At 57.4% G+C, this 11,979-nt stretch carries 4 protein-coding genes and 1 pseudogene; 4 read left to right on the top strand and 1 reads right to left on the bottom strand.

The window, feature by feature from the left end; all coding sequences use genetic code 11:
- The 4 genes and pseudogenes from MST27_RS21970 to MST27_RS21955 form a co-directional block, all read left to right on the top strand.
- Positions 1-392: pseudogene (locus MST27_RS21970) on the top strand (translational GTPase TypA); the annotation flags it as partial.
- Positions 393-616: 224 nt separating this feature from the next.
- Positions 617-2,308, top strand: coding sequence for a ShlB/FhaC/HecB family hemolysin secretion/activation protein (locus MST27_RS21965; RefSeq protein ID WP_275973360.1), 1,692 nt, complete (start codon positions 617-619; stop codon positions 2,306-2,308).
- Positions 2,309-2,398: 90 nt separating this feature from the next.
- On the top strand, positions 2,399-10,672 hold the full coding sequence (locus MST27_RS21960) for a two-partner secretion domain-containing protein (RefSeq protein WP_243607990.1): 8,274 nt from the start codon (positions 2,399-2,401) through the stop codon (positions 10,670-10,672).
- Positions 10,672-11,064 carry a hypothetical protein gene (locus tag MST27_RS21955; RefSeq protein WP_243607988.1) on the top strand — a complete coding sequence of 131 codons (393 nt, stop codon included), beginning with the start codon at positions 10,672-10,674 and terminating at the stop codon, positions 11,062-11,064. Before MST27_RS21960 ends, MST27_RS21955 begins: the two co-directional genes overlap by 1 nt.
- Here the strand turns inward: MST27_RS21955 and MST27_RS21950 are convergent.
- Complete coding sequence (locus tag MST27_RS21950) at positions 11,037-11,615, bottom strand: RNA 2'-phosphotransferase (protein ID WP_243607987.1); 579 nt, start codon at positions 11,613-11,615, stop codon at positions 11,037-11,039. The genes MST27_RS21955 and MST27_RS21950 overlap by 28 nt on opposite strands.
- Positions 11,616-11,979 lie beyond the last annotated feature (364 nt).

The following is an 11,979-nucleotide window of genomic DNA, read 5'->3' as shown; positions in this document are numbered from 1 at the left end:
AGGCGGGTGAAGTGACCAACCGCCAGAATGGCGTGCTGGTCTCCATGGCCACCGGTACGGCACTGACCTACTCGCTGGAAACCCTGCAGGCGCGCGGCAAGCTGTTCCTGGCGCCCGGCGACGAAATCTACGAAGGCCAGCTGTGCGGCATCAACAGCCGTGACAACGACCTTGTGCTCAACCCCACCAAGGGCAAGAAGCTCGACAACATGCGCGCGTCCGGCAAGGACGAAGTCATCGCCCTGGTCCCGCCGATCAAGTTCACCCTCGAGCAGGCATTGGAATTCATCGCCGACGACGAACTGGTAGAGGTGACGCCGAAGTCGATCCGACTGCGCAAGAAGCTGCTCAACGAAAACGACCGCAAGCGCTACGAGCGCGCCAAGGTCTGACGATCGCGTAGCGATGACGAAAGGCGCCTTAGGGCGCCTTTCTTTTTTATGGGTGATGCGGGATATCCGCGTCTGGTGTTGGTTCCGTTGAATGTTGATGTTTTTACGGAAATGCGACGTCGTTCCTGTTTCGGGCGCCATTCGAAGACCAGAGGTAATTGTCCGGTAGTGGCACAACGCCCATCATCGCCACCCTCTGCTTTATCTGACCAAGGATGGTTGCGATGCGTCCGCTGTTGTTCGCTACATTCCTCTGCATTTCCTTGCCGACCGGCTACGCCAGCGCTCAGGTTGCACCGTCACCTGGTGAGCGCGACCTGATCAGAGACCGCCAGGAGCGGCTGCTGGAAGAGCAGCGCCGGCGTCTGGAGGAGCTCCAGCAGCTTCCTGGGCGCGATGCGGTAGAGCCCCAGCCTGTGCCGGACGACCCGCGCTGTTTCGAGATTCAGACCATCCGCCTGAAAGGCGCTGCGCTCATGACTGAGCGGCAACAGGCGGAACTGCTGGAACCGTATCAAGGCCGATGCCTGGGCGCCAATCAACTCAACGCCTTGCTGAAAACGATCACCCAGTTCTACATCGATCGTGGCTACGTCACCTCCCGCGCCTATCTACCGCAGCAGGACATGGCAGATGGCGATCTCGAGGTCCTCGTCATCGAGGGGCGCCTCGAAGGGCTCGATCAGTCCGCCGTCGCCACTGACCGCGAACTGGCAATGGCCTTCCCTGGCCAGACGGGCGATGTGGTCGATCTGCGCGAACTGGAACAGCTGGTCGATCAGTTGAACCGCCTGCCGTCCCGGCCTGCACAATTGGAACTGCTGCCAGGCGAGCAGGTTGGCGGGAGTCGCGTAAGCCTCAAAGGCGATCCGCTCAAGCCGTGGCGTGTCAGCCTCAATCGGCATAACAACGGTGAAGAGAGTACCGGCGAGCAACAATGGGGCATCGGCTTCGATTGGGACAGCCCGCTGGGGCTGGCGGACCAACTCAGGCTCTACGGCGGCGGTGATGCGGTAAGCGATGAGTTTCGACATTCAGCCAATCAGGGGCTGGCCTACAGCCTGCCGTACGGCTGGTGGACGTTCAGCTACAGCTACAACCAGAGTTATTACCGCACCCAGGGTGAGGCGTCGAGCTTTCTCTTCGAAATGGATGGCGAGAGCAAGAGTCACCAAGCCAATGCCGAGCGGGTGCTGCATCGCGACGCGGTCAGCAAGACAGCCATCAGCTTCGGCCTCGCCCATCTGCGTACCCGCAACTACATCGAGAACAGCCTGCTCGACGTGTCCAGCCAGCGACTTTCCGAAACGCAGCTTGGCCTGAATCATGGCCGGCGCATCGGCACGGCCTTCGTCAACGCCGACATTGGCTGGCAGCACGGGACCGGTAGCTTCGACGCCCAGCGTCGTGGCGACCCAATCCATGGGGAGCCGGACGCCCGTTATCACAAATACACGCTGACCCTCAGTGCGCTGCAGCCCTTCCAGTTGTGGGGCGAGTCATTCAGTTTCGATTCGCTGCTAAACGCACAGAAGAGCGAGGACGTGCTCTACAGCCCGCAGCGCATCAGCATTGGCGGGTTGGCCTCGGTTCGCGGTTTCAAGGAGCAGTCCCTGTCCGGCGATACCGGGGGGTACTGGCGCAACCAGCTGCGCTGGCGCCGCCCGGTCAGCTGGGAACCGCTGCGTCCGTTCCTGCAGGAGTATGGGCTGGCGTATGCCTATGACGTAGGCGTGATCCATGGCGGGCGGTACAACCCTGACATGCGCGGCCGGCTGTCCGGTCATGGCCTCGAACTGAGTGCGCGGGGGTCGCATGTGGCTGCCGCTGTCACCTTTGCCCGCTCGCTCGAGCGGCCGGATGTGATCTCCGAGCGCGAGCGCCCGGTTTACTTCCGAGTCGACCTGTTTTTTTAGAACGCATCGCCAGCCGCACGCGGCTGGCCGGGATGAGCGGAGCTCATTCCCTCACACCTGATTGAGCCAAGCAGAGCCGGAGTCTTGAACATGGACGTACGCAGCCCCTTCTTCCAGAACGTCGCCACCATCCTAGTCGGCGTTATGTTCCTCAACCCAATCGTCAGCGCCGCAGCTGACCTGACGGTGGCCGCGGGCAGCGGTGCCACGATTGGGCAGGCGGGCAACGGCGTACCGATCGTCAACATCGCCGCCCCCAACGGCAACGGGCTGTCGCACAACAAGTTCAAGGACTACAACGTCGGCCAGCAGGGTCTGATTCTCAACAATGCCACTGAGCGCACGCAGAGCACGCAACTGGGCGGCATCATCCTCGGCAATTCCAACCTCAACGGAAAAGCCGCCGGGCTGATCCTCAATGAGGTCACCGGCGCCAATGCCAGCCGTCTGCAGGGCTACACCGAGGTGGCCGGCAAGTCTGCTCATGTCGTGGTCGCCAACCCCCACGGGATTACCTGTGATGGCTGCGGCTTCATCAACACCCCACGCGTCACCCTGAGCACCGGCACGCCGGTCATCGAGGGCGGCCGTCTGGACCGCTTCGACGTCAACGGCGGCAGTATCGCCATCGAAGGCCAGGGCTTGAACGCCAGCAACGTCGACCAGTTCGACCTCATCACCCGCAGTGCAAAGATCAACGCCGAGCTGCACGCCAACAAGCTGAATATCATCGCCGGTCGCAACGAGGTTGATGCCAGCACGCTTGCCGCAACGGCCAAGGCGCCGGATGACAGCAACAAACCGCTGCTCGCCATCGATAGCTCAGCGCTGGGCGGCATGTACGCCGGCGCGATTCGTCTGGTGGGTACCGAGGCGGGTGTGGGTGTGAAACTGGCTGGCGATATGGCGGCCAGTGCTGGGGATATCCGGATTGATGCCAATGGGCAGTTGAGTGTGGCGCAAGCGACGGCCAGTCGCGATCTGATCGTTCGCGGTGTGGATGTCGAGCTAGAAGGGCAAGCGTATGCGGGACGGTCGGCCGATTTAAACGCGTCCTCCCAGTTGATTAACCATCAGCTTCTGGCCGGAGCGGACGGCATCAAAATCGTAACGGCACGGTTGGTAAACCAAGGCGACATCGAAGCTGGACTACATCCTGACAACTCTCGTAACCCTGAGGCCGATCTCGTCATTCACAGCGGCTCGATGAGGAATTCTGGCAATGCGGTTGCCAACCGCACGCTCGACATAAAACTCGCCAGCAAACTGGATAACAGCGGGGGCGGGCTTAGCGGCTCAGTGACGACAATCGAATCGGCTGACGTCGACAACACACAGAACGGTTTAATCACAGCGCGCGATTCATTGCACCTTAACGCCGGTACATTGGACAACCGAGGTGGCGTCTTAAACGCCCAAAGGGCAATAGTTGGTCAAGTTGACGTCTTGACCAACCGTGGCGGAGAAATAACCAGTCAGGAGGCCATTTCGCTGAGTGGCGGCGTACTGGATAACAGCAAAGGGGGGCGGATCATCAGCACAGGGGAGCTGACCGTAGCGACAACAAAGTCTAATAACAGCGAGGGAGGTCTTATCTCCGGCTGGCAAGGGATAAGCCTCACCGGACAGTCCCTGAATAATAGCCACGCCGGCACCCTCTCCAGTAAGAATGGAAACATTACCGTCAGGCTTTCCCAGGGTCTCGACAATCGCCGCGAGGGGGCCGTCGTCAGCAAAGAGGCGCAATCGTTGACCGCCGCTTGGCTGGATAACCGCGAAGGCGGAATCATCTCCGGCCAGTCCTCTGTCAATCTAAAGCTCGGTGAGCTGGATAACGGCGGTGTCATCACTGCTTCGGACGATCTCACCCTTGCTGTCAGTGGTCTGCGCAACGTGGGCGGTGCACTTACGGCCGGAACATCGCTTGGTCTCAACGGCGACTCGCTCTCCAATGTGGGAGGGCAGATCAGCTCGCAAGGCTCGCTATCGCTCGTATTGAGCCTCCTTCTAGATAACAGCAGCGGTGTGGTATCCGCCAAAGGCCCACTGGTGTTGCGTGGTGACAATATTCGCAACCGCTCAGGGCAGGCCGTCGGCGAAGGGCTTTTGCAGCTGTTTGCGAGGCAGCTAGAAAACACGGATGGCGGTGTGATCGCCGGAGATGCCCTTGTTTACGCCAACATTGCCGACAAGCTGGATAACAGCTATGGCGGCTTGCTGTTCAGTCGCAACGGTGCGGTAGAGATTGAGGCGGGCGAGTTTGTCAATCGTTCGGGTTCGGTACAGGCGGCAAACACTGTCGATTTGGCTGTAAGCACAACGCTCGACAATCGAGGCGGCCGTATCGTCAGTGAAACTGCAACTGTAAGTCTCCAGGCTGATGAGTTGAACAACGCCGGCCAAGGCATTCTTGGGAGCGTTTCCAGCTGGGTTGCCCTTACGCTGGGCAAGTTATTAGACAACCGTAATGGGACTATTCAGGCGAAGTCCGGGTTAACCGTTCGGGCTACGGACCCACAAGGCCAGATATTCAACCAGGGCGGCTACCTGTCCACGAGTGATGGCGAGACCAAAGTTACTACCGGCTCACTCTTTAATCAGGGTGGCGAACTATACGGCGCCAGCCTGCTCTCCGTAACCGCACGGCACGTTGATAATCAGGGAAGTACGTCGGTACAAGGCGGGCGAATGACGGCGGAGCTCATAGACTTCAGCCTGGCGGGTTCGCTGAACAATGCCTACGGTCTCATCGAAGCCCAACGTGCATTTGAGCTCGATATCGGCAGCTTGTCGAATGGAAAGGGCCAGTTGCGGGCGCTAGGGCCAAGTGGTACGAGCAGCCTGAGGTCGAGTGGGCTGATCGACAACCGTGCAGGCAACATCGAAGTGGCGAATACAGATTTTGTGCTGACCGCTGCGACCTACAGCAATACCGACGGCACGCTTTCACACCTCGGGCAAGGCGTTTTCGGTCTGTCGAGCAACTTGATCATGAATGCAGGCGGCGCGCTGTTCACCAATGGCGACGTCTCCCTCTCGGCGGACAGCTGGGCACATAGCGGGTCGTTGCAAGCACGCAGCATGGTGCTCGACATTGGCACATTTACTCAGGCAGCCAGTAGTCAGCTTATTGCCAAGGACGGTCTGGTCCTAACGGGTACCAATTGGACTAACGATGGTGTGATTGCCAGTGACGGCACAGTGTCCCTCGCGTTAGGGGCTGGTACCTACCGTGGAGACGGTACGCTTTCCAGCAACGGCAGGCTCGCCCTTAGCGCTGGCAGCGTGACACTTTCTTCCGCGACAGCCGGCATCACCGGAGGGGACAGCTCGGAGGTAAATGCGACCGGCACCCTATGGAATCGGGGCCGGCTAGTTTCGGTTGGTGATTTCACCCTACGTGCCGCCGTGCTGAACAACAACGGCACGCTGGGAGCGGCTGACTCGCTAACGCTCTACACACCAATGCTAAGCAACGACAATGGGCTGATTTTCAGCGGAGCCGATACGGCGCTGCGGGTCGGCACCTTTGTCAACAGCTATGCCAATGTCTATAGCATGGGTACGCTCGATATCACCGGGAACGATAGCGGTGGCTGGGCAACTCGTATTGATAACCTATCCGGCTCGCTGGAAAGCGCCGGGAATATGCGGCTGCTTTCCAGGCAACTGAACAATAGCAAAGATGATTTCACCACTGAGCGCCAGATTACCGACGGTAACGTCAACGTCTATTGGAACGACTACTGCGATGGTAAAGGATGTGAACTCTACTTCCATGCTGTGGAGCGTTTCGAGGACGTTATTAAGTCGGATTCCCCGACTGCGTACATCACAAGCGGCGGCAATCTAAGCTTTAAAGGGACGTCATTTAACAATCTTTACAGCACCGTTTCGGCCGCAGGTGACATCACTATCGACAGCGCAAGTTTCGCCAATATCGGCGCTGGCGGTGGCGAGCAACGTAATGTTTCATCCGGCTTTTACACGCGCGACCGCGGCCTCTATAGCGATTTCATAGCAGCCAAGGACCGGTTCAATGCGAGTGTAGCCCAAAGGGGCAAGATGACGTTGGACGACATCGTCCAAGCCGGGTCCGGCAATTCTCAACTAACCATTGACGAGATTATCCGTGTTGGCGGTGCTGGCGGTTTTTACAATACCAGCAAGAGCGTAGTCGAGACGGCAGGTTCAGCTTCTGCTCCTGCCATCGTACAAGCCGGTGGAAACGTCACCATCAACGCGACCCAGGAGCTTCGTAACGATGTGGTGCGTAGTCACGCGCAGGGAACCGGGCTGATCGGCGATCGTGATACAGGCGTCAGTAATGGCAGTTTCGTCCAGCGCGTAGCCATCACCTCACAACTACCGCCAGACCTCTCCCAAAAGCAGATTGATCCAGTCGCGCTTCCAGGCTTCAGCTTGCCAACCGGGGTTAACGGCCTGTTCCGGCTCAGTAGCGAGGGGGCGGCAGACACTGTCATTGATGGGCAAGGTCTGCAACATATCGTGAATCGTTCGGCTAATGCTCACCGCTATTTGGTAGAAACCAACCCGGCCCTGACCAACCTTAAGCAGTTCATGAGTTCGGACTACCTCTTGGGCAACCTGGGTTACAACACCGATCAGACACAAAAGCGTCTCGGTGACGGCCTATACGAGCAGCGCCTCGTCCGAGATGCGATTGTCGCGCGTACCGGACAGCGCTATCTCGCCGGTCTCCACAGCGATGAAGCCATGTATCGCTATCTGATGGACAACGCCCTGGCCAGCAAAGAGGCGCTGAATCTCAGCCTTGGTGTAAGCCTGACCGCCGAGCAGGTTGCAGCATTGACTCATGACATTGTCTGGATGGAGGAGCAGCAGATTCTTGGCGAGAGGGTGCTCGTGCCGGTGGTCTACCTCGCGCAGGCCAAAGGACGTCTGGCCGGCAATGGTGCCCTGATCCAGGGGCGAGATCTCAACCTGATCAGCGGTGGAGACCTTTCAAACCGAGGAACGCTACGCGCTGGCCAGAACCTCAATGCCCGTGCGGCCACAGTCATTAACGCTGGCCTGATGGAGGCCAACGAGCGGTTGCAGCTGATGGCCATCGATAGCTTGCAGAACGCGTCGGGCGGCGTTCTAAAAGGGCGGGACGTTAGCCTAACTGCACTGACCGGCGACGTGATCAACGAACGCACCGTTACCACCACCTTCGCCAGCGGTGGTAACGACCGAATCCGCAATGACATCGTCAACAACGCCGCTCGGATCGAAGCCGGTGGCAACTTGGCCATTGTCGCAGGTCGCGACATCCAGAATATTGGCAGCGTGATGCAGGCAGGAGGCGACGCCAGCCTGAATGCAGGGCGTGATGTCGTCATTGATCGCCAGGAAGAAATCGACACTTACGAATACCGTCGTAAGCGGGAATCGGGTTACGAGAACAGCGTTACTCAATACGGCTCCAGCGTAACAGTGGGCGGTGACCTTGACGTCGCCGCGGGGCGCGACGTAGCGGTAATCGCCAGTGAGGTGAAGGCTGGCGACAACATCACTATCGACGCGGCAGAGAATTTGATCGTCGCCTCCGCAGCTGACGAGTACCACCAATACTCGTACCGCAAGCAGGGCAAGACAAAAACCACACGGCAGAACGATAACGTTTCGCAGGTCTCCTCACTGATTCAGGCAGGCGGGGAAGTCTTGCTCGCAGCAGGCGACGACATCGGTTTGATTGCCAGTCGTGTAGAAGCCGGCAACGATGCCTACCTGTATGCCGGCCGCGATCTTTCGCTACTCGCCGCAGAGGACAGCGACTACTCGCTGTACGACATGAAGAAGAAGGGCAGCTTCGGCGCGAAGAAAACCCAGCGCGATGAAGTCACCACTGTGCGGAATATAGGCAGCTCCATCACCACCGGTGGTGATCTGATCCTGGTCAGTGAAGGCGACCAGCTGTACCAGAAAGCCCGCCTGGAAAGCGGCAACGATCTGATCCTCGACAGCGGCGGCAGCATCACCTTCGAAGCGGTCAAGGATCTGGATCAGGAGAGCCACGAGAAGAGCAGCAACAGTTGGGCCTGGACATCAGCCAAGGGCAAGGGCAGTACGGATGAAACCCTCTACCAGAGCCAGTTGATCGCCAAGGGCGATTTGGTGATACAGGCCGTGGACGGCCTGAGGATCGACGTCAAGGAGGTCAATCAGCAGTCGGTCAGCCAGACCATCGACGCCATGGTCAAGGCCGACCCCGAGGTGGCCTGGCTCAAGGAGATGGAGCAGCGCGGGGATGTCGATTGGCGGCAGGTGAAGGAGATACATGACTCCTTCAAGTACAGCCATTCGGGGTTGGGGGCTGGGGCGCAGCTGATCCTTGCCATCGCCATGGCCGTCATCATGGGGCCGGCTGGTCTTGGTCTGACCGGTGCCCAAGGGGCGGTAGCGGCGTCAGTGGCCACTACTGCGACCAATAGCGCCATAAGCAACAAAGGCAATCTGAGCGCCGTTTTCAAAGACGTCACTTCCAAGGATGCCATCAAAGGCTATGTGGTCAGCGGAGTGACTGCGGGGGTTGGCGCCAAGATGGGTTACAGCCCGACTGACCTGGGCCTGGACTGGAAGAGCGTCGGTCAAGTCGCTGCCAAAACGGCTGTGGATGCCGGCGTCAAGACCGCTGTCTATGGTGGCAGCCTTAAGAGCAACCTGGCTGAAGCCGCTATCGGCAATGCCGTGATCGTCGCGGGCGCCATCGGTGCAGATGCCATCGGCGGCCTGGAGCTGAAAAGCGGCAGCTTGGAAAAGATCGTCCTGCACGCAGCACTGGGCGGTTTGCTAGCCGAAGCATCGGGCGGCGACTTCCGCACTGGTGCGCTGGCGGCGGGTGCCAGCGAAGCTCTAGTGGGCCTTTTGGCGGAGAAGCTGTTACCTCAGGGCGTAGATCGCACTAGTCCTGAATATCAGCAAGGCATGCACAACCTAGTGGCAGCCTCGCAGATTATCGGCGTGCTGGCTGCAGGCCTTACCGGCGGCGATGTACAGGCTGCTGCTGCGGTGGCGGCCAATGCCACTGCGAACAACTATCTGCGTCACCAAGACGTGGAAGCCATGGTCAACGCCTTGGAAGGCTGCGGCCTGCGTGGCGACTGTCAGCAGATTCGCGATGATTTCCGCAAGATTAGCGACGCCAACCGCGCGCGCTTGGCGCAATGCGAACAGAACGGTAATTGCGAGGCGATCAAAGCAGAGATCGCTGAAGGGAAAGCTGCACTGGATAAGTTGCAAGGCTACGCCCTCGCTGTGGCCGAGGCGGATTTCAACACTCGGCAGTGGCAGGATGGCAACAGCGTACAAACCATTCTCAATGGTCAAGCTAACAGGTCGGCAGAAAGTGCGGCTGAGCGGAGTCAGCGACAGGAGGCTGAAAAGCTCGTCGAGGTTGCCAAAGATCCGGAAGGGCTCAAGCAACTTACGGAAATGCGTGCTCAGGCGGCGTATCGAGCTGATCTAGAGCAAAAACTGTTGGCCGATGCTGAGGTGCAGAGGCTTGCGCAGCAGAGTGCTGCTGATCTTGCTGCGGATTTAGACCAGCTTATGCCCGGCTGGCGAACGCACCGCGAACAGAGCCTGGACTTTGTCGATGGCGTTAAGCAAGGTGGGGTGTTGCTCGCAGATGTGGTAAGTCCTGATGCGTGGGATTTGCTTGGGCCTTCGGCAAAAGCCGCTAAGCTTGCCGGTATCTTTGCCGGGGTGGGTAAAGTCTCTGGGAAGGTATCGGCTGACTTGGTTGAATCGGCGGCCAAGCTGAATAATTTGTTAGCGGGCAAAACGCCATCTTCTGCAGAGTTGGCGCCGTTCACGAAAGCAGCAGAGCGGCAACTGGCTGAAGAGATCAAGTTGGCCAACCAGACGCTGGCTAAGAAGCCAGTGGCGGCGGGTGGGGGTCCAAAAGGAATAGTTAATGCCACTTCCCATAAGGCTGACGATATTCGTTTTTCGCAGAATACCGTTACATTCAATAAGACAGATAAAGATGGGGGAGCTTTCACTTATAGCGATCTAGTGAAAAGTATGAAGTCTGATGGTTGGAAGGGCGATCCGGTGGATGTTGTAAGAATGCCTGATGGGAAGTTGACCTCTATCGACAACACTCGTATTGCTGCGGCCAGGGAGGCAGGGATAGATGTCAAAGCAACAGTTAGAGGATTTGATGATTTGCTTAGCGCCTCTGAGATAAAGCGCTTTACAATTCCCAAGAAAGGATTTGTTCCCAAAACCTGGGGTGAGGCTATTACTGGTCGGATCAATAAGCAGACAGGTGGCTTTTCTAAGGAAAATACATATGGGGCATCTCAGCCCCCACGCATTACGGGGCGCGAGTAATGAGTGAGCGTTATTTGTATCCTGAGTCGGTATTGCCTGCCGGGTTTTTGTTCTCTAAGGATTATCTTGATTTCATAAGTCAGGAATCTATTCCGGATCTTGAGCCTTGGTGGTTCTTGTGCGAATTCAAAGATGATGCAGAGTATTGGCTTAATGAGTTGGCGCGGCAGTACCCGGGTCTTCACTTCATTCCATTTGCAAAACTAGAGGACTCTGATGATTTTGCCTGCTTTGATGGGGGCGATCACACGGGTGATCCAATAGTTATTTATGTGCATGCGTTTGCCTCTCAGGGGTGGGAGGTAAGAGGGGGTGTTATGAATTTCTCCGAATGGCTTAAAAAGACCTACGAAGAGTCGGCTCGCTATAAGTCTGAACGCGCCGAATATTGAGCTAAATCCTGATGTATAAAGCTCATGGGCACGTGATTCGTTAACCAAACCCCATTCTCTGCCTGAAAGAATTTGAAGCCCTGTTGGTGCATCCGCAGGGCTTCAATTTTTAGTACCACAGGCTTTCCATAGCGCTGCCCAACCGCAATAGCAGTTGGTATGTCTTGCGACAGGTGCACATGGTGGCGAGAGCCTGCGATCAACCCTTGCTGCAAAATTGACTCTAGGAAGCGTGTGGCGGTACCGTGGTAGAGAAGCTCTGGCGGCTCTTTCTCTACATGCTGAAGGTTCACGCTGGCAGTTGAGTGGCCCTGCACGGCGCGAATGCGCTGGCCATCATCCGAGATGCTGAAACGCTTTTTATCGCTGCTGCTGACGACCGTTTGAATAAGGGAAATATCTAAAGTCCGTCCATCTTTAGCTGCACCGGCTATCAAAGATTCGATATCTGCCCAGCCTTCGCTATCCAGCTGCAAACCGATAGCTTGAGGTTCATGTCTGAGCACATAGCTAAGAAACTTACTGGTCTCGTTGAGTTGCTTGGTATCCATCCTGCTTAACGCCTCAAAATCATTCATTGATTGGCAGTGGTTTGCATCATCGACGCATCATTCTTGCCACATGCCTGCCTCACCGCTGCATCAACTTGCATCAACTTGCATCATGTCTGCATCATGCCGGTGAGCTGCTTCTTTTGTGCTATCTCGCTGCTATCTTCGACTATCTGTTGCTATCTCTCCCCTATCTAGCGGCTATCTTTCTGCTACTTCTCGGCTACCGCTGCCAGCGGTCAGGCCGCTGGCGAAGAATTTGACCCTCTAGAAAAAAGGGGACAGATTTATTATCTAGGCTGGTAAGGGTCTGATAAATAAATCTGTCCCCTTTTCTCTGGCCGTGGGCCGCCCGGAAGTGGTG

It is taken from the genome of Stutzerimonas marianensis (assembly GCF_022810315.1).
GTDB lineage: Bacteria > Pseudomonadota > Gammaproteobacteria > Pseudomonadales > Pseudomonadaceae > Stutzerimonas > Stutzerimonas marianensis.
The sequence above is the reverse complement of the archived record's forward strand: the minus strand, read 5'-3'. Positions and strand labels throughout refer to the sequence as shown.

What these genes read in the sequence shown, in the direction of transcription:
- MST27_RS21960 (WP_243607990.1), top strand. Translation starts at nt 2,399, where the DNA reads ATGGACGTACGCAGCCCCTTCTTCCAGAACGTCGCCACCATCCTAGTC.
- MST27_RS21955 (WP_243607988.1), top strand. Translation starts at nt 10,672, where the DNA reads ATGAGTGAGCGTTATTTGTATCCTGAGTCGGTATTGCCTGCCGGGTTT.
- MST27_RS21965 (WP_275973360.1), top strand. Translation starts at nt 617, where the DNA reads ATGCGTCCGCTGTTGTTCGCTACATTCCTCTGCATTTCCTTGCCGACC.
- MST27_RS21950 (WP_243607987.1), bottom strand. Translation starts at nt 11,615, where the DNA reads ATGGATACCAAGCAACTCAACGAGACCAGTAAGTTTCTTAGCTATGTG.